The sequence below is a fragment of the Streptomyces sp. NPDC058371 genome (assembly GCF_042723265.1).
GTDB lineage: Bacteria > Actinomycetota > Actinomycetes > Streptomycetales > Streptomycetaceae > Streptomyces.
This window is the reverse complement of sequence record NZ_JBHXJC010000006.1, coordinates 34,937-54,119: the sequence shown is the minus strand read 5'-3', so window position 1 is coordinate 54,119 and position 19,183 is coordinate 34,937. Positions and strand designations below refer to the sequence as shown.

14 protein-coding genes are annotated in these 19,183 nt (G+C 71.2%); 5 read left to right on the top strand and 9 right to left on the bottom strand.

Annotated elements, in window-relative coordinates; genetic code table 11:
* Nucleotides 1–135: 135 nt before the first annotated feature.
* Nucleotides 136–1,089, top strand: coding sequence for a bifunctional riboflavin kinase/FAD synthetase (locus tag ACFWM2_RS19875; RefSeq protein ID WP_383281244.1), 954 nt, complete (start codon nucleotides 136–138; stop codon nucleotides 1,087–1,089).
* A gap of 118 nt (nucleotides 1,090–1,207) precedes the next feature.
* Here the strand turns inward: ACFWM2_RS19875 and ACFWM2_RS19870 are convergent, their stop codons facing one another.
* The 8 genes from ACFWM2_RS19870 to eccE form a co-directional block, all read right to left on the bottom strand.
* Nucleotides 1,208–2,245, bottom strand: a complete 1,038-nt coding sequence (locus ACFWM2_RS19870) for an ABC transporter ATP-binding protein (protein WP_383281241.1) — start codon at nucleotides 2,243–2,245, stop codon at nucleotides 1,208–1,210.
* Nucleotides 2,242–3,237, bottom strand: coding sequence for an ABC transporter ATP-binding protein (locus tag ACFWM2_RS19865; RefSeq protein ID WP_383281238.1), 996 nt, complete (start codon nucleotides 3,235–3,237; stop codon nucleotides 2,242–2,244). Before ACFWM2_RS19865 ends, ACFWM2_RS19870 begins: the two co-directional genes overlap by 4 nt.
* Entirely contained in the window at nucleotides 3,234–4,199 is a 966-nt protein-coding gene (locus tag ACFWM2_RS19860) for an ABC transporter permease (RefSeq protein ID WP_383281235.1), read from the bottom strand. The genes ACFWM2_RS19865 and ACFWM2_RS19860 overlap by 4 nt, the downstream gene beginning before the upstream one ends.
* Nucleotides 4,196–5,263 carry an ABC transporter permease gene (locus ACFWM2_RS19855; protein ID WP_383281232.1) on the bottom strand — a complete coding sequence of 356 codons (1,068 nt, stop codon included), beginning with the start codon at nucleotides 5,261–5,263 and terminating at the stop codon, nucleotides 4,196–4,198. Before ACFWM2_RS19855 ends, ACFWM2_RS19860 begins: the two co-directional genes overlap by 4 nt.
* A 20-nt stretch (nucleotides 5,264–5,283) precedes the next feature.
* On the bottom strand, nucleotides 5,284–7,143 hold the full coding sequence (locus ACFWM2_RS19850; protein ID WP_383281229.1) for an ABC transporter substrate-binding protein: 1,860 nt from the start codon (nucleotides 7,141–7,143) through the stop codon (nucleotides 5,284–5,286).
* 352 nt (nucleotides 7,144–7,495) lie between these two features.
* The gene (locus ACFWM2_RS19845) at nucleotides 7,496–10,717 is read right to left on the bottom strand and encodes an SCO5717 family growth-regulating ATPase (RefSeq protein ID WP_383281226.1); all 3,222 of its coding nucleotides are present in this window, start codon (nucleotides 10,715–10,717) and stop codon (nucleotides 7,496–7,498) included.
* 336 nt (nucleotides 10,718–11,053) lie between these two features.
* Nucleotides 11,054–11,848, bottom strand: coding sequence for a hypothetical protein (locus tag ACFWM2_RS19840; protein ID WP_383281223.1), 795 nt, complete (start codon nucleotides 11,846–11,848; stop codon nucleotides 11,054–11,056).
* On the bottom strand, nucleotides 11,845–13,179 hold the full coding sequence (gene eccE / locus ACFWM2_RS19835; RefSeq protein WP_383281221.1) for a type VII secretion protein EccE: 1,335 nt from the start codon (nucleotides 13,177–13,179) through the stop codon (nucleotides 11,845–11,847). The genes ACFWM2_RS19840 and eccE overlap by 4 nt, the downstream gene beginning before the upstream one ends.
* Nucleotides 13,180–13,386: 207 nt before the next feature.
* Between eccE and eccB the strand changes: the two genes are divergently transcribed.
* Genes eccB through ACFWM2_RS19815 form a run of 4 tightly spaced genes read left to right on the top strand, consistent with a single transcriptional unit; the run spans nucleotide 13,387 to nucleotide 18,639 of the window.
* A complete protein-coding gene (eccB, locus tag ACFWM2_RS19830) occupies nucleotides 13,387–14,925 on the top strand; it encodes a type VII secretion protein EccB (protein ID WP_383281218.1) in 1,539 nt (512 codons plus the stop codon).
* A gap of 12 nt (nucleotides 14,926–14,937) precedes the next feature.
* Entirely contained in the window at nucleotides 14,938–16,191 is a 1,254-nt protein-coding gene (gene mycP / locus ACFWM2_RS19825; protein ID WP_383281215.1) for a type VII secretion-associated serine protease mycosin, read from the top strand.
* A gap of 49 nt (nucleotides 16,192–16,240) precedes the next feature.
* Entirely contained in the window at nucleotides 16,241–17,464 is a 1,224-nt protein-coding gene (locus ACFWM2_RS19820; protein WP_383281212.1) for a hypothetical protein, read from the top strand.
* 41 nt (nucleotides 17,465–17,505) lie between these two features.
* The gene (locus ACFWM2_RS19815) at nucleotides 17,506–18,639 is read left to right on the top strand and encodes a hypothetical protein (protein ID WP_383281209.1); all 1,134 of its coding nucleotides are present in this window, start codon (nucleotides 17,506–17,508) and stop codon (nucleotides 18,637–18,639) included.
* Here the strand turns inward: ACFWM2_RS19815 and ACFWM2_RS19810 are convergent.
* The gene (locus ACFWM2_RS19810; protein ID WP_383281206.1) at nucleotides 18,629–19,183 is read right to left on the bottom strand and encodes a hypothetical protein; all 555 of its coding nucleotides are present in this window, start codon (nucleotides 19,181–19,183) and stop codon (nucleotides 18,629–18,631) included. The two genes, ACFWM2_RS19815 and ACFWM2_RS19810, sit on opposite strands and share 11 nt — an antisense overlap.

Below are 19,183 nucleotides of genomic sequence, written 5' to 3'. Positions count from 1 at the left end.
GGGGCCGCCGGCGTGCGCCCTGTCACAGCGTCCATGCCGATGCGAGCCGAACCCCCGCGGCATGGCACCCTTAGACCTGCGTATGAGGCAACCACGGACACGGGTTCGACGAGTTTGCGACAAGGAGCAGTCACAGTGCAGCGCTGGCGTGGCTTGGAGGACATCCCCGAGGACTGGGGGCGCAGCGTCGTCACCATCGGTTCCTACGACGGGGTGCACCGCGGGCACCAGCTGATCATCCGGCATGCCGTGGAACGCGCCCGTGAGCTGGGCGTTCCCTCCGTCGTCGTCACCTTCGACCCGCACCCGAGCGAGGTCGTGCGCCCCGGCAGCCACCCTCCGCTGCTCGCACCGCACCACCGCCGCGCCGAACTGATGGCCGAGCTGGGCGTGGACGCGCTGCTCATCCTCCCCTTCACCACCGAGTTCTCGAAGCTGTCGCCCGCCGACTTCGTCGCGAAGGTCCTGGTCGACAAGCTGCACGCGAAGGCGGTCGTGGAGGGTCCGAACTTCCGCTTCGGCCACAAGGCGGCGGGCAATGTCGACTTCCTCCGCGAGCAGGGCGAGACCTACGACTTCGAGGTCGAGGTCGTGGACCTGTTCGTGACCGGTGATGCCGGGGGCGGCGAGCCCTTCTCCTCCACCCTGACCCGGCGGCTGATCGCCGAGGGCGACGTGGAGGGCGCGCGCGAGATCCTGGGCCGCCCGCACCGCGTCGAGGGCATCGTCGTACGCGGTGCCCAGCGCGGTCGCGAGCTGGGTTTCCCGACCGCCAACGTCGAGACCCTCCCGCACACGGCGATCCCCGCCGACGGCGTCTACGCCGGCTGGCTGCACGTCCAGGGCGAGGCGATGCCCGCCGCGATCTCCGTCGGCACGAACCCGCAGTTCGACGGCACCGAGCGCACCGTCGAGGCGTACGCCATCGACCGCGTCGGCCTCGATCTCTACGGTCTGCACGTCGCCGTCGACTTCCTCGCCTTCATCCGCGGCCAGGCCCGGTTCGACTCCATCGAGGCGCTGCTGGAAGCCATCACCGACGATGTGAAGCGCTGTCGGGAGCTCACCGAGGCGTACGAGATCTCGTAGTGCGTACGCCCGGTTCGCTCGCGTAGTGCGTCCGCGCGGCGGTGGGGCGGTTCGCGGCTGACCGCGGAGGACGCGGCCGGCGCCTCGGCCGCGCCTCCCGCTCAGCGCCGGGCGCCGCTCACTCGGCGGGCGGTGCTGTCGATTCGCTGCCGCGGGCGCGCGCCCAGTGGCACGCCACCTGCGCCTGACCGCCCCCGTCCAGCACCTCCAGGTCCTGGGTCCGGCACGCGTCTGCGACGCCCGCGTGCTCGGCCTCGCCGCTCGCCAGGATCTGGCAGCGGGCGTGGAACCGGCAGCCGGACGGAATGCGGGACGGGTCCGGCGGTTCACCGGTGAGCACGACCGGGTCACCCGGGGCCTCCGGGAGAACCGACAACAGCGCCTGGGTGTACGGGTGCTGAGGTGCCGTCAGGACCTGCTCGACCTCGCCGGTCTCCACGATCCGGCCCAGGTACATGACCGCGACCCGGTCGGCGATGTTCCAGGCCAGGCCCAGGTCGTGCGTCACCACCAGCGCGGACAGGCCGAGTTCGGTACGCAGCCGCAGCAGAAGGGCCAGGATCTCACCCCGGACCGAGGCGTCCAGGGAGGCCACCGGCTCGTCGGCGACGATGAGTTCGGGCTCCAGGACCAGGGCGCCCGCGATCACGACACGCTGGCGCTGACCGCCGGAGAGTTCGTGCGGGTAGCGCAGGAAGAAGCGCTCCGGGGGCCGCAGTCCGGCCCGGGACAGGGCCTCCGCCACCGCCGCCCGCTCGTCACCGCCGTACCGGTGGATGCGCAGCCCCTCGGCCACCGCGTCGTACACGGTGTGCCGGGGGTTGAGCGAGCCGCTCGGGTCCTGGAGGACCAACTGGACGCGTTTGCGGTACGCCTTCAGGGCGCGGGAGGTGTAGTCGAGCGGCTTGCCGTCGAAGGTGACGCGGCCGCCCGTCGGCGGGACGAGCCCGAGGAGGGAACGGGCGAGCGTCGTCTTGCCGCACCCCGACTCGCCGACCAGCGCCACGATCTCGCCGGGCCGGATGTCGAGATCGACCCCGTCGACGGCACGGGCGCGGTCGGCGCCGTGGCGTCCGGGGAAGGAGACGTGCAGGCCTTCGGCGGTGAGGAGCGGCGCCGCCGTGACGGTGTGCTCGACATCGGGTGAGGTCGTCATGGGGTGCTGCTCCTCGCTTCTTCCGCCGTCACCGGGACGGCGTCCGTCCCCACGTGCACGCACGCGGCCCACCGCCCCGCGCTCGCCTCCCGCAGTGCCGGGTCGCCGGCGGAGCACGACTCCAGCGCCACCGCGCAGCGCGGATGGAAGGTGCAGCCGGTGGGCAGGGCGGACGGATCGGGCGGGTCGCCCGGCAGCCCGCGCGGTGCGAAGCGGGACGCCGTGTCGCCGATCCGGGGGAACGCGGCCGACAGGGCCTTGCCGTACGGGTGCCTGGCGTCCTCGTAGACCCGCTCGGCGGGGCCCTCCTCGACGACGCGGCCCGCGTACATCACCGCGAGCCGGTCGCAGGTGTCGGCCAGGACCGCGAGGTCGTGGCTGATCATGAGGAGGCCCAAGTCCTCCTCCGCGACCAGCTGTTGGATCAGGCGCAGGATCTGGGCCTGGATCATCACGTCCAGGGCCGTGGTCGGTTCGTCGGCGATGATCAGACGCGGGTCGCAGGCCAGCGCCATGGCGATCATCACGCGCTGACGCTGTCCGCCGGAGAGTTCGTGCGGGTAGGCGTTCGCGCGGGCGGCCGGCAGGCCTACGTGCTCCAGCAGTTCGCCGGTCTTCCGCTTCGCGCCGGCTGCGGTCGCCTTCTTGTGCAGCAGGATCGGCTCGGCGATCTGGTCGCCGATGCGGTGCACGGCGTTGAGCGAGTGCATCGCGCCCTGGAAGACGATCGAGGCGCCCGCCCAGCGGACCGCACGCACCCGCCCCCACTTCATCGTGAGCACGTCCTCGCCGTCGAGCAGGATCTCACCGCTGATCCGGGTCCCGGCCGGCAGCAGCCGCAGCAGGGCGAGCGCCAGCGTGGACTTGCCGCAGCCGGACTCACCGGCGATGCCGAGCTTCTGTCCCGCGTCGAGCGAGAGGTTCACCCCGCGGACCGCCGCCGCCCCGCCGGCATACGTCACTTCGAGGTTCCGGACGTCGAGCAGGCTCAACGGGACACCCCCAGCCTGGGGTTGAGGACGGACTCCACGGCACGGCCGCACAGGGTGAAGGACAGGGCCACGCCGGCGATCGCGATGCCCGGCGGCACCAGGTACCACCAGTCTCCGGAACTGACCGCTCCCGCCTCGCGCGCGTCCTGGAGCAGCCCGCCCCAGGAGACGACGGTCGGGTCGCCCAGGCCGAGGAAGGCGAGCGTCGCCTCGGCGAGGATCGCGGAGGAGATGATGAGGGTCGTCTGCGCGAGCACCAGCGGCATGACGTTGGGCAGCACGTGGCGGGACATGATGTGCCAGTGGCCGCCGCCGAGCGCCTTGGCGCGTTCGATGTACGGCCGCGACTCCACGGCGAGGGTCTGCGCGCGCACCAGCCGCGCGGTCGTCGGCCAGGTCGTGACGCCGATGGCCAGGATGATGGTGCCGAGCGAGCGGGACATCACGGTCATCAGCGCGATCGCGAGCACCAGGGTCGGCATGACCAGGAACCAGTCCGTGATCCGCATGATCACCGTCGCGTACCAGCCGCGGAAGTGCCCGGCGGTGATGCCGATGAGCGCCCCGATCGCGACCGACAGGACGGCGGCGAGCAGCCCGACGAGCAGCGACACCCGTGAGCCCCACACCACGAGCCCGAGCAGATTGCGCCCGAACTGGTCGGTGCCCAGCGGGAATTCGGCGCTCGGACTCTCCAGCGGGCCGCCCGGCGCGTCCGTCACGTTCTGCACGTCGGCACCGACGGTCAGCGGTGCGGTCAGCGCGATCAGCGCGAAGAAGGCGAGCGCGGCCAGGCCGAGGACACCGGCCCGATGCGTCCGGTACTCCCGCCAGAAACGGGCGGCGGAGTGCCGGCGGCGCTGCCGGGCGAGGGCGCGGGGGCTCTTCGCCGGGGCCGGTACGGCCTTCTCGGTCGCGGTGGACTCGGGCGTCAGCGGCCCGTCCGACTCGGTCGTGGTCATCGGCCCACCCGGGGGTCCAGCAGCGGATAGATCAGATCGGCCAGCGTGTTCATCACGATCACCGCCGATGCGAAGACGAAGAACAGCCCCTGGACCAGGGGCAGATCGGGCACGCTGAGTGCCTGGTAGAAGAGACCGCCCAGGCCCGGCCAGGAGAAGACGGTCTCGACGAGGATCACGCCCGCGACCGTCCGGCCGAGGTTGACGAAGATCAGCGTGACCGTCGGGAGCAGCGCGTTGGGGACGGCGTGCCGGCGGCGCACGAGATCGTCCCGCAGACCCTTGGCGCGGGCGGTGGTGAGATAGTCGCTGCCCATCTCGTCCAGCAGTGCGGAGCGGGTGACCAGCAGCGTCTGCCCGTACTCGACCGCGACCAGGGTGATCACCGGCAGGATCAGATGGTGGGCGACATCGAGGACGTACGCGAAGCCCTCCTCGCCGCCGGACTCCATGCCACCGGTCGGGAAGAGACCGGGGATCGGCCCCATGCCCACCGAGAAGACGATGATGAGCAGCAGCCCGAGCCAGAACGACGGGATCGAGTAAAGGGTCAGCGCCAGACCGGTGTTGATCCGGTCGCCGGTCCCGCCGCTGCGCCACGCGGAGCGGGTGCCGAGGTAGATGCCGAGCGCGGTGTAGAGGACGAACGCCGTGCCGGTGAGCAGCAGGGTGTTCGGCAGCGCTTCGGTGATCTTGTCGATGACGGGCGCCCGGAACTGGTACGACGTGCCGAGATCACCGGTCAGTGCCTTGCCGCAGTAGTCCGTGAACTGGTGCCACATCGGCAGGTCGAGCCCGAACTCCTTGCGGTAGTTGGCGAGTTGCTCGGCCGACACCTGCCGCCCGCCCGTCATGTACTTCACGGGGTCGCCCGGGATCAGCCGGAAGAGGAAGAAGCTGGTGACGAGGACGGCGAGCAGGGAGACGGCCGCGCCGCCCAACTTGCCCGCCACGTACCGCAGATACGCGGTGGTGGTGCGCGCCCGTGGTCCGCGGACCGACGGCCCGGCCTCAGCCGGACCGCCGGTTGCCCCGACCAGCGCTGGTGTTGCCTCAGCGGTCATGAATGGCTCTTACTACTCGGCTATTCGCGGTCTTCGGCGGTGGAACGGCGGCGCACCGCGAAGAACACCCCGGCCCCGGCGAGTACGACCACACCGGCGACGATGCCGATGATGACGCCCGTCGAGCTCGAATCGTCGGAGGACTCACCGGAGGACGCGGCCGGAACCGCCGACCACCAGCTCCAGTAGCCGTCCTGGCCGTAGATGTTGCCCGCGGCCTGAGGCATGGTGGTGATCGACTTGATCTGGTCGGTGCGGTAGGCCTCGACCGCGTTCGGGTACGCCATGACGTTCATGTACCCGGTGTCGTACAGCCGTGACTGCATCTGCTTGACGAGATCCGCCCGCTTTGCGGGGTCGTACTCCGCGAGCTGCTGGTCGTACAGCTCGTCGTACTTCTTGTCGCAGATGAAGTTGTCGGTCGCGCCGGTGTCCTTGGGGGTCGCAGGCAGGGCGCCGCAGGTCTGGATCGACAGCAGGAAGTCGGGATCGGGGTTGGCGGACCAGCCGTCGAAGGCGAGGTCGTACTTGCCCGCGAGCCAGGGATCCGTCACGTTGTCCAGGCAGTTGAGCGTGACGCCGATGCCGAGCTTGCCCCACCACTCCTTGAGGTACTTGCCGACCGCCTTGTCGTTCGGGTCGGTGGCGTGGCACAGGACGCGGTAGTTGATCGGCTTGCCGTTCTTGCCGACGCGCTTGCCGTCACTGTTCTTCTTGTAGCCCGCCTCGTCGAGGAGCTGCGCCGCCTTGGCCGGGTCGTACGACAGCTTCTGGTCCGCGGACGGCTTCCAGAAGTACGTCGAGAAGCGCGGCGGGAGATAGCCCTCGCCCTCGACCGCGTGACCCTGGAAGACCTTGTCGATGACGGCGGCCCGGTCGACGCCCATGAAGAGGGCGTGCCGGACCTGTTCGTTCTGCAGCGATTCGGCGCCGTCGCCGAACTTCTGGCCGTTCTTGGCCTTGGCGCCCGGGTTGACGGCGATCCCGTAGAAGCGGCGGCCGGGGGCGTCGTTGACCTTGATGTTCTGCTGCTTCTTCAGCGTGGCCGCCTGAGCGGGCGTCAGCCCGAAGGTGAAGGAGACCTCGCCCTTCTGCAGCGCGGCCACGGCGGCGTCATTGTCCTTGTAGTACCTGAACACGAGCTCGTCGAACTTGGGGGAGCCGCGCCAGAAGCTCTTGTTGGCCTTGAGCCGCACATAGCTGTCGGCCTTGTAGTCGGTCAGGATGAACGGCCCGTTGCCGACGATCGGGAAGCTCTTGTCGTTGGTGAACTTCGAGAAGTCGCCGACCTTCTCCCAGACGTGCTTGGGCACGATCGGCACATCGAGTGCGGCCATCGTGGCCTGCGGCTTCTTGAGTTCGATGACCAGCTTGGTGGGGCTCGCCGCCGTGACCTTCTTGAAGTTGGTGACGAAACTGCCGTTCGCGGTGGCCGCACCGTCGTCGGTCATCATCTTGTTGAACGTCCACGCCGCGTCCTCGGCCGTGGCCTGCTGACCGTCCGACCACTTGGAGTTGGAGCGGATCGTGTAGGTCCAGGTGAGCTTGTCCGCGGAGGGCGCCCACTTGGTGGCGAGCCCCGGGATCGCGTGGTTGTCCTTGGGGTCGTAGTTGGTCAGGTACTCGTACATGAGCCGGTGAATGCTCGTACTGACCAGACGCGTCGCCAGGAACGGGTTCAGCGAGTCGACACTCTGCGCGACCGCGACCGTGAGGACCTTCTTGCTCTCCTTCGCCTGCGCCGCCTGGGGCGCCGGATTGAGCGGAGTGGCGAGGCCGGCGGTGAGCGTGAGCGCCGCGGCGCCGGCGAGGGCGATGAGCCGGGGCAGTCGGGTCCGGGGGCGCGGTCGCCCTCTGTCGTACTGATCTTGTGTGTTCATGGGTCGGTGACCTCGCGTCATCGCTCGCACAGGGATGGCTTGTCGAACTGCTGGATCAGGATTGATCGGGTGACGCCGGCGGGGTTGATGTGTGTGTCTATCAGCGGCGGTCTCTGCACGTCAACGGCGTATGAACCCCATGTGGCCTGCGGAAATAACGAGTTGATGCTGATTTCGCGCTTATTGGTCCAGACCGGTGAAGCCCTCCTGGTGGGGGCCTGACGCCCCGTAACGCCCGTGGACAGACCAGGTACGCCGCCGAGAGGCGTCCCGCGGACACGCGAAGGGCCCGCACCGAGGTGACCGGTGCGGGCCCGAGCGTGAACCGGCCCTCGAAAAGGGGCCGATCGGGTTACTGCTGAGGGGGCGGGGGCGGACCCTGCTGCCCCGGGTGCGGCGGATAGCCGGCCCCTGGAGCGCCCGGCTGCTGGTACGCCGGAGGCGGCTGCGGGGGATAGGGCTGACCCGGCTGCGGCGGGTACGCCTGACCGGGCTGCGGAGCCTGACCGGGCACCGGCTGCCCGGGTACGTGCTGTCCCGGTCCCGCTTGCCCGGGAGCGTACTGCCCCGGCATCGGCTGCGGTTGCTGCTGGTGCCCCGGCAACGGCGGTGCGGCCACCGGCGGCGGATTGCCGTCGGACGTCCACAGCCCGTGCGACTGCTGATGCCGCGCGATGTCCTCGGCGACCATCGCGGAGAGGTTGAAGTACGCCTCCCGCACCTTCGGCCGCATCATGTCGAGATCGACCTCGGCACCGGCGGCGAGATGCTCGTCGAACGGTACGACGACGACGCCTCGGCACCGCGTCTCGAAGTGGCTGACGATGTCCTCGACCTTGATCGTCTTACCGGTCTCGCGCACTCCCGAGATCACCGTGATGGAGCGCGAGACGAGCTCCGCGTACCCGTGTGCGGACAGCCAGTCCAGCGTCGTACTGGCGCTGCTCGCCCCGTCGACGGACGGCGTCGAGATGATGATGAGCTGGTCGGCGAGGTCGAGCACCCCGCGCATGGCGCTGTAGAGCAGACCGGTGCCCGAGTCGGTGAGGATGATCGGGTACTGCCTGCCGAGCACGTCGATCGCCCGCCGGTAGTCCTCGTCGTTGAACGTCGTCGAGACGGCAGGGTCGACGTCGTTGGCGATGATCTCCAGACCCGAGGACGCCTGCGAGGTGAACCGCCGGATGTCCATGTACGAGTTGAGGTACGGGATCGCCTGGACGAGGTCGCGAATCGTGGCCCCGGTCTCCCGGCGGACGCGGCGCCCGAGCGTACCGGCGTCCGGGTTGGCGTCGATCGCGAGGATCTTGTCCTGTCGCTCGCTGGCGAGCGTGGACCCGAGCGCGGTGGTCGTGGTCGTCTTGCCCACGCCACCCTTCAGGCTGATGACGGCGATGCGGTAGCAGGACAGCACCGGAGTGCGGATCAGCTCCAGCTTCCGCTGCCGCTCGGCTTCCTCCTTCTTGCCGCCGAGCTTGAACCGCGAACCGCCCGCGACCGGGCGCCCGCTCTTCGCCTTCTGCTTCTTGTTGTTGAGCAGCCGGTCGGAGGACAGCTCCACCGCGGCGGTGTAACCGAGGGGCGCGGCACCGGGGTTGGTCGGCTGCCGCTGGTCGTGCTGAATGGGCTGCGGCCAGGCGGCACCGGCGCGGGGGTCCACGGGAGCGGCCGGCGGCTGCGCCTGCTGCCCGGCGGGCGCCTGCGGCTGTCCCGGCTGCGGCTGCCCCTGCTGCGGGAAGCCGTAACCGCCGGGCTGAGCCGGTGAGTTGGGAGCGCCCGGCGCGGCGGGCTGCGGGAACCCGTAGCCGGCCGGGGGGCCCGGGGGCTGCGGCGCCGCCTGGTTCTGGCCGGGTGCGCCCTGCTGGGGGAAGCCGTAGCCGCCCTGCTGCGGGACCGGCGCGCCTGGCTGCGGGAAGCCGTAACCGGCCTGCTGGGCCGGTGCGTTGGGTGCCGACGGAGGCGCGGGCGGAGTCGGAGCTCCGGGCTGCGGGAAGCCGTACCCGGGCTGGGGCGCAGGCTGTTGCTGCCCCTGCGCGGGGTGGGGCGGCTGTGGCGCGGGGGGCTGATTCCATGCGGCCGGCGCGGGCTGTGGCGCCTGGGGCTGGAACGCACCCGGAGCCTGTGGGGGCTGCTGGGGCTGGTACGACGGCTGCTGCGCGGGCGCTTGCGGGGGCGCCACGGGCTGCTGTCCCTGCGCGGCGAAGGGCTGCGGCTGGGCGGCCGGGGGTTGCGTGGGCGTGGGCGATTCGGGTGCGCCCGGCGCGGTCGGCTCGACCGGCTGCGTGGCTCCGGGCCACTGCGCCGCCGGGGTGGGCGCGGCCGGCTGGTAGGCGGGCGGCAACGGCGGGAGGCCGCCCTGCGGAGCCGGCGGGGGAGTCCAGGCCGGGGGAACCGCGGGCACGTCGGCGGGGGCGCTCGCGGTGACGCCGTCCTGTTGGCCGCTCTCGGGTGCGGCGGCCGGGGAGCCGGGTGCGTCCGCGCCCGGGGTGTCCTCAGCGGCGGCCGCGGCCGCCGTCCGGTCCTGCGACCCCGTGTCCGGTGTGAACGACGCGTCGTCGGCGGAAGCCGTGTCCTGCCGGGCGGCGGCTTCTGCGGCCTGCGTGCCGGCGACGTCCTGCGCGCCCGTGACGTCCTGCGGACCCGTGGCGTCACGGGTGCCCTGGGCGTCCTGCGCGTCGGCAGTTTCCTCGGCGCCGGCATCCAGGGCAGCGATCGAGTCCGCGCCCTGCGAGCCCGCGTCCTCCGAGTCCCCGCCCGGCGAACCCTGCGCGCCGCCGGCCTCGGCCGGCTCCACGGATTCGCCGTCGCCGGCGGTCCCACCGGCCGTCGGCCGACCCGGTCCGTCGACGGCGGACTCGGACTCCGGCTCCGGCTGCGGTTCCTGAGCCGCGGTCGGCGCACCGTTCTCCGCGACAGGGGAGCCGGCGACCTCGTCGGGTGCGGCGGGGCCGTCGGACGCGGCCGCCCCCTCCGGGGACGCGTGACCGTCTCCGTCACCGGGGTGTCCGCTCGCGTCGACACCGGCGCCCTGCGACTCGTCACCGGCACCCGCGCCGCCCGGAACTCCACCCGGAGTCCCGGCCGCCGCGGCGGGCTCGTCGGCTGCCGTGGCCGCCTCCGCCGCCTCGGTCCGCTCGGCGATCTCGCGCTTCAACGCGGCGGCGGAGAACCGCATGGTGGCGCCGCTCTCCAGGTCCCCGTTCCCACTGTCGGGTGCGGCGGGCGCCCGGGGCGGGGTCCAGCCGGCCTGCTGATAGCCCTCAGGGGGCGGGGGCGGCAGGTCGACCCGGCCGCCCGGCGGCGGGGGCGGCGTGCCCCCGGCGAGCGGCGGTACGGGCGGCACGGGGTACGACGGTGGCGCCGGCGGCACGGGCGGAGCCGTCTGTGCGGCCACGTCCGGTTCCGGAGCGGGTGACGCCTCCGCCGAGGCGCCCGACGCGTTCTGCGTGTACCAGGCAGGCGGTGCGTAGTCGATGGTGAACTCGCCCGTCGTCTCGATGGCGGACTCCGCGTCGGACTGGTCATCGCCGGGTGTGGCCCAGCCCCCGCGGATCCCGTCCCGATCGCTGTTCACAGTTCCTCCTGGTGTGGTCGAGCACCCTCATGCCGTGCTGGGGCGACCGTTTTCGTTGTCCTAAGTCGTCCGAGTCCGCCCGGATGTCCCCCTGGGGCGCCGACGGCCCGCTCACGGGTTGCGGTGCGCGCCCGGTCCCAGCCTAATCACCACAAGCGCCCCCAGGGCAGGCCCGTCCACCCCTCCGCGCCCGCCCGCTGCGTCCCGCCCGGCCCAGAGGTGACGTCCCCGCCCTCCGTAACCACGAACAAAGCGGCTGAATATGGTGAACAAGTCGGACGAAAGAAGGGGTGAAACGGTCTCAAATGCCCCATGCTGATCCGCCGTTGGGCCGGCTCAGTCCATCCTGCGTGGCGTACCCAACAATCCGGTCTCGGCGTCCGTCGGCTGGGTCATCACGTACTGCCGGTCGCGGTCGGCACACCAGAGCGTGACGCCGTCGGCGAGGGTGGGCAGCGAATCCATGTCCGCGCGCGGCAGCGCCAGCGTGCGGCCTATCTCCGCGGCCTCGTCCGGCGAGACCCGCTGGACTCCGACGAGCCGCGCCTGGCGCATGAGCCGCGGAGCCACCGGGCTGAGGTACGGCAGCAGCGTCAGCACCGCCTGCCACGGCCCCGACACGACCCGCCCGCGCGGCGGCCGCATGCCGCAGTCCCGCACGACCAGCACCGGATTGCCGGCCGAGGCGCCCTGCGGCGGCACCCGCCCGACGTCGTACACGGCCATCCCGTTCTGTCCGCCGCCCATGGCGTGCACCATCTGCATCCAGGACTGCGGCCGCCCCGTCTCCACAGCGACGCGCGCGCCGGTCGCCGCCGCTCGCAGGGCCAGCACCTGCGCGGTCCACAGACTGCCGATCAGGACGACGTCGTACGGAGTCGGCCGGTTGAGCCCCAGCACCGCGGGCTGCCCCTCCGCGTCCACACCGACGACGACACCGTCGTCCCCGATCGGCAGCGCGAGGGAGTCCAGCTGGTCCGCGGACAGCACATGCCGCCCGTGCCGCGGCCCGATGAGCCCGAAGCCGGTGCGCAGCCGGCCCCGCAACCGCTCCGGAACCGAGGGCTGTGCCGGGTCGGGAGATCCGTACGCCCCCGGCGGGGTGGGCGAGTGAGTCGTCATGGCGGTCATCGGGCGCCTCCGAGGGGCAGAGTGGCGAGCACGCCCGGAAGCTGCTCACGGTCGAGCCGGGCCAGGCCCGCCCCGGCGTGGCGCGCGGCGTCCTCCAACGCCCGCCGCGCCGCGACCAGTTCGTCGTCACTGCGCCCGGTCACCCGCAGGTGCCCGGTCAGCGACACCTCCTGCCGCTCGGCGCGCCCCAGCGTGAGGCTGAAGGTCGTGGCCAGCGCCGGTACGGCGGTGAGCTGCGCGACGAGGTGGGGCAGCGAGGGCCCCTGGCCGCCCAACTGCGGCCACCGGCGCACCCAGTACGTCGTGTGCCTGCGGTTGTCGCAGCGCCAACTGCGGCTGGACTCCTCGGTCCGCCGCGCCGGCGTATCGGTCCGGCCGGCCTCGGCCGTCACGAGGGGGTTGGCGCACGCCGAAGTCGCGATGGCCGCGGTCAGCTCCTCCTCGTCGAGCACCGTCGTATGGAAACCGGCTCCCTTCAGCCTGCTCGCGAGGTGGTCGGCGACCCGCACGACACACTTCTGCGCCCCGACGAGACCGCCCCCGCGCGCGGCCACGGCCTCCGGGCACAGCTCGGGATCCAGCTTCAGCGCGATCCACGTGATGCGGACCGCGGGCGCCCCGGTCTGGGCCTGCAGCGGCGCGTAGTTGCTCACCGCGACCGACTGCTGCGGCAGATGCAACGCGGGCGCGGGCTGCGTGTGCAGCACGATCTGCGCCGACTCCAGCCGGATACCGTCCACTTCCAGGGCGTCCCGCACCAGCCCCAGGGGCAGGGGCAGCCGGCTCCGCTCGGCCCGCAGCGCGGTGGCGTCGGCCTCGACCTGGAGCACGGCCGCGACGAACGTGCCGTCGCCGATCATCCCGACCGAGCGCCGGTCCCGCCCGCCGTACGCGTACGTCCGCAGGCTCGGGTCGCACTCGACGGCGGGCGCGAGGCCCGGCTCCGTACCCGGTTGTATCGGTGTGCCGGCCGCGCGGCGCCGACGGGCGCGCAACGCCCGTGCCGTGCCGAGCCATTCGGGCAGCGAACGCCCGCGACGGCGGACGAAGGCGAGCAGAACGAGCAGTATGGCGATCACGGCCGCCGCGATCAGCGCCACCGGGCCGATGACCCAGCCGGTGAGCGTGACGGCGGCGGCCAGTTCGAGAAGAACGACCCGTTGCAACCGGAACGACCCGAACTGCCCGGGGCGCGTCCTGAGATGCAGGGTGCCCGATTCCTGCTGCCGTGCACCCGGCGCGGGCGGCCGCTGCGTCCGCGGCGCCCCGGATGCCGAAGAGCCGTGCGCCTGCGACCGGTCGCGCGACCGGGTCCGCGGTCCGGAAGCCATCACGCCATCCCCCCGTATTACTCACAACTCGCTGCAATTTCGGCACCACACAGGGCGCCGAAGGCCCCTCGAAGGTCCAGGTACCCTACCCGCTCCACGAGACCGTTCCTTTACCAGGCATAGTAGGGGGCCGGTCGGACAACGGAGGGCGGGGGACGGTGACCCCCGATCGCCGCGCAGGCGAGACACGGGGAGAAGCAGGCACACATGGCATCTCGGCGGGACCAGCTCAACGCCTACACCTTCGCGAAGCGTCGCATGCTCGCGTCCTTCGTCCAGTCGTCGCCCGACGGCTCGGAGGAAGGGGCACCGCGCCCGTTGCGCGCGGTGGTCCCGGGCGTCATCGTCGGCGTGATCGTCATGGCCGCCTTCGGGGCATGGGGCATGTTCAAACCGACCGCCCCGCAGGGCTGGGACAAGCCGGGCGAGAAGGTGATCGTCGCCAGCAAGTCCACCACCCGGTACGTGGTCCTCACGACCAACCACAAGACACAGCTGCACCCCGTCCTGAACATGGCGTCCGCGAAGCTCCTCATCAACGGCGACGGCGATGTCGTCACCGTCGACGAGTCCGTCCTGGACAAGGGCAAGATCCCCCGCGGCGTCACCATCGGTATCCCGTACGCCCCCGACCGGCTGCCCTCCGACAAGGAGGCGGGCGCCAAGAAGCGCTGGGCCGTCTGCGAGCGCCCGAGCGCCGGTGGCAGGTCGATCCAGAAGGCGACCTTCGTCCTCGCGTCCCGCGACATGAGCAGGACCGAGGGGACGAACAAGCTGAGCGGCGGCGAGCTGATGTACGTCGTCGGCCCGGACAAGACGCGCTACATCGTGGACGCGCACGGCATGGCGTACGAGGTCGACTCCGCGGACGAGCTGCTGCTGCGCACGCTCGTCGGCTCCGGCCGTGAACCCCAACGAGTGTCCGCCCCATGGCTGGAGACCCTCCACATGGGTGACGCCATCAGCTTCCCGCACGTGGCGGGCCAGGTCGACGCGGCGGCGGGCATCGAGGGCAGTCTCCCCGAGGAGGCGAACCACGTCGGCATGGTCCTCAGGGCCCCCAACGGCGACACCGAGCAGTACTACGTCGTCGAGCAGGGCAAGGTCTCCCCGGTCTCGGACTTCACCGCCAAGCTGCTCCTCAACAGCCGGGACCTGGTGAAGCTCGGCCAGGCCGGCCAGGCCCTCGATGTCAGTGCCGGAGCCTTCGTGCCGAGCACGGCCGAGTTCGCCGCCGACAAGCAGTGGCCCGGCCAGCTCCCGAAGGCCGTCAACGAGGCGGCACCCGGAAGCGGCAACCGCAACACGATCTGCAATGTCCTGCGTGACGTCGACGCCACGGACAAGGGCAGCGGCAAGGGCGCGACCACGCTGAGCACCTGGGCGGGCACCACCTTCCCGGCCGCGCTCCCGACCGGTTCCGACAGCGCGTACGTCACCCCCGGATCGGGCCAGTTGTACCGCCAGTTCAAGGGCGAGGAAATCGACGCGGGCGGTGTCTTCCTGGTCACCGACACCGGTCTGCGCTATGCGATCCAGTCCAACGACGACAGCGCCACGGACGACGCGGGCATCGGCACCACGGCCAAGGAACGCAAGGAGCGCCAGCAGGAGGTCAAGCAGGCGCAGACCAGCCTCGGTTACGCCGAGGTGGACCCGGCTCACATCCCCGCCGCATGGTCCCAGTTCCTGTCCACGGGGCCCCGCCTGTCGAGGTCGGCGGCGCGCCAGCCGCAGGGATCGTAGGACGGAGTGGCCATGTCGTACGCACCTGCCGCCTTCGCGGGATCCCTTCGTACGGCCGCCGCCGCGGCCGCGACGCTGATCGTCTCCACCCTTGTCCTCGCGCCACCGGCCAGTGCGGACTCGTTCGCCGACCAGTGCACGTTCCCCAACAAGAAGTACACCGGCCGCCCTTGGGCCCTGCAGCGCGTCCTCCTGGACGAGCTGTGGAGCCAGTCCCGGGGCAAGGGGGTACGGGTGGCAGTGATCGACACCGGCGTGGACGTGAAGAACCCCCAGCTCACGCACGCGGTGGACGTGAAGAGCGGACGTAACTTCCTTCCGGACAAGGACGAAAAAGGCAAGAAGTACGACCGCGGGAAGACCGACGGTACGGCGGACACGGTCGGCCACGGCACGCGCGTGGCCGGCATCATCGCGGCCCGCCCGGCGAGCGGGACCGGCTTCGTGGGCCTGGCCCCCGAGTCGACGATCATCCCGATCCGGCAGAACGACGCGGACGGCCACGGCACGGCCGAGAAGCTGGCCTACGCCATCCGCTATGCCATCACGGCGAAGGCCGATGTCATCAACATCTCCCAGGACACGTCGAATGCGGTGAAGCCGACCCCGCTGCTGGAGCAGGCGGTGGACGCGGCTCTGGCCAAGGAGATCGTCGTGGTCGCCTCCGCGGGCAACGACGGCCTCGGCGGCAACGTCAAGCCGACCTACCCCGCCTCGTACAAGGGCGTCCTGGCCGTGGCGGCCTCGGACCGCAACAACGAACGCGCCTCGTTCTCCCAGGCGGGCGATTTCGTCGGAGTGGCGGCACCGGGCGTCGACATGATCTCCACCGTTCCCAAGGGCGGCCACTGCTCCGACAACGGCACGAGCTTCTCGGCGCCGTACGTGGCCGGGGTCGCCGCGCTCATCAAGGCGAAGCACCCGGACTGGAAGCAACACCAGATCGTGGCCCAGATCGAGCAGACGGCCGAGCGCTCGGTCGACCAACACGACCGGAACGTCGGCTGGGGCGTGGTGGACCCGGTCCGCGCCCTCACGGAGGACGATCAGCCGATCGAGTCCCCCAACCCCCATGAGGGCCTGACCAAGGCCGAGGCACCGACCCCGGCGAGGCTCCAGCTCGGCGAGACGGCCGACGAACGCAATGCCCGGCTCGGGACGTATGTGGCGGTGGGGGCCGCCGTACTGGTCGCCGGCCTCAGCGGAGCGGCCGTGGCGATGCGGGACGCACGCAGGCGGGCCCGCCGGGTCACCGGGACGGAATAGCACCCACGAGGGCGCGGCGGGGAGCGGGCGGGACAACGGGGGAGCGGGCGTGAGACGGATACCGAAGAGGTTGTGGCTGCCGCTGGCCGGGCTGCTTGCCCTGGGCCTGGTGGCGGCCGTACTGGTCCGGACACAGGACGACGAGGGCGGCCATCTGGCCGCCAACCGCGCCCAGTTGAAGAATGCGTGCGGGGGCCTGCTGCCGTACGGGGAACTGCGTGGCGCGGTCCCTGACCAGGTCCCGGGAACCCTGGACGAATACGGCACGCTGCTCGAACCCGCCCAGGAGAGCCGCTCCCTCGTCAACTGCACCCTCGCCTGGCAGGGACACGGTTCGCTGCAGGTCCAGGCTGTGGCCCTGGCCTCCCATCTGCCGTACGAACTGAAGACCAAGGACCTCCTGGCGGAGGGCTACGAGGCACCGGGCATCACCGGCCGCTACACCGACGAGGGCGGTCGGTTGTGGGTCGTCGCGGAGTGCCCGAAGGGACTGACCGGACGGGTCAGACCGGTCTCCCAGATGTACGTCACGGTGGCCCTGGAGAAGGCGTCGATACGGAAGAGCTTCCGGGTGGCCGTGGCGGTCGCCGACGCGATCACGAAGCGGCAGAACTGCGGCTCCCGTACGCCCCTGAAGGCTCCCGCGCGTGTCATCGACACCTACGAAGAGCACTTCGACGGTGGCAAGGACGACTACGAGGTGGACCGGATCGACGAGCCGGGCCGGGGCGTGAAGAAGTGCCGGTGGATCAGCGACCGGCGTACGGCTCCCCTGCGAGGCACCTGGATCACCAGCGGCGACCTCCAGGAGTCCCGTCTGCTGGACGCGTGCCAGGGAACACGCTGGGACGAGCTGAGCGGGGAGTACACCGATCCGGAGCCGGCGGAGCTGGAACCAAGCTCGCTGGACGCGGCCAGCTGGTCGGGAGAACTGGGCCTCAGCGCCTACCGGGACTACCGGCGGGACGGCGACGCTCCGGGTATCACGACTCCGTCGCCCGGCAAGTACACAGACACGAAGGCGCCCGAGTCGCTCGCCCTGTGGGCCCGCTCGCAGTGCGCGGGCGGCGCCACCTACCACCGGGTCTCGATCAGGCCGACGCTCGACACCCAGGTCGAGGAGGGCGACGAAGTCCTGCTGACCCCGGACCAGCGGGCCCAACTGTCGCGCAGCGTACGGAAAGTGATGGACAGTTACCTCACCTCCGAGGGTGGCTGGCCGAAGACACAGCACTGCCACGACACGGAGCTGCTGGGAGAGGTCGAGGAGTGAACCCGGGACGCAGGAAGAGGGTCAGGAACGCGGCACTCGTCGTGGCCGGGGCCCTCGTGGCGACCGGCGGTTTCTTCTGGCTGTACGGAGCGAACGACCGTGACCTGGACCGGGCCTGCGGCGGAATGCTGTCGGTGCCCGACGTTCGCGCGGTCCTCGGGGACGACCACCTCGACGTGAGCGACGAGTCCGGCGAGGGCGTCGACACCTGCACGGTGAACGGGGCGGGGAGCGACGGCGGCGAGCTCCGCGTCAGCATCGTGGACACGACGAACGCGGGCAGGCCCCAGAAGGACCTCCTCCCCTCGCTGCCGAACGCCGGGGACGACACGCTTCCCGTACCCGTCGGCCACGGCTGGTCCGGTGTCCTCGGAGCGGACGCCTCCGACGAACGCGAGGCCACGGCCACGCTGCTCCTGACCTGCGACCGGCGCGGCGCCAAGTCCGCCGTCCCCGACGGGCTCCTGATCACGGTCGAGACCAAGCACGACGCGCCACTCGACGACCCGGCCAACCGACCGGGCTACGTGCGCGTCGCCACGGGGACGGCCAAGGAGGCGGCCACGGCGTACGGCTGCCGGGCCGACCTCGGCCGACCCGTCCACACGGTCGGGCTCCCCGTGACGGAGGAGGAGTTCGAGCCGCTGGCAGGGGTTACGGGGACGTGCGCGGGTGTACCCGGGTACGCGGGCGCTGTGGCGGCCGCCGGGGGCTCGGCTGCCGCGGGCGCGGTTGTTGGGGGCACGGCACGGGAGACCGCGCGGGACGGCGCTCCGCGCGAGACGTGCCTCCTGGGCGAGGACGGCACGGGGGCGGAGCGCTACACGCTGGATGCGTACTACGGCCCCTACGCGGCGGAGGTTTGGGCCGACTGGCGCGAACTGGAGGGCAGGGGATACGGGGACGCCCCCGCCGACGCGTCCGCGGGGAAGCTGGACATGCACGGGACCGACACGGGGGTGTGGGCGAGTGCGCAGTGTCCGGGGGACGGCGAGGACGCGAAGGACCGGCAGGCCGGTGGGCGGGCGATCTACACGCTGAACCGGTCACGGGGATCGGGGACGGAGAGGGCCGCACCCACGGCGGCCGAGCGACGCTATGAGAAGCGCGCGCTCAAGGCCTTCGCCGAGCGCTCGGCCCGGTCCCATGGGTGTGCGGCTCCCACTACTCCTTGAGGCAGTGGAGCGTCTTCACGGTCGCCGGCATGTACGACCGCATGAACCTCTCGATGGCCGCGCTGCGCTCCGCGGTGACCTTCCCCCGGGTCACCCTCAGCGCGAGGGTGAAGTGATCGGCACCACTCTTGTCCTTGCAGCGGGTGGTCGCGATGGCCCCGTCATCCCCGGCCACGGCGTCGTCGGCGAGGTGGAGGGGGTGGGGGTTTTGGAGGCCGGTTACTGAGTTGTCGGGGGAGGCGGCTTCCATGGGGTTCATGGGGCCGCCGTGGGATGCGAACTGAACGTGCAAGGCATCCTTCTTGGCAACGTAGACAACGCACCACGAGGACGTTCCTGCTTCCCGGAACCCTGCACTGGTCCACTCGGTGACCCTGCCGAATGGCTGAAGCAGACGAGCAGTGAGCTTCTTGCTGATCGGTGTCCCACAGAGAGCCTCAGGCATACTCTCGTCGGAATATGTGTCAGCGCAGGAAGTCAGGAGCAGGGTAGCCAGAAGCGCGACCGAAGTTTTCCTCTGCAGGCCCTGAGCGATGGGTTTCAA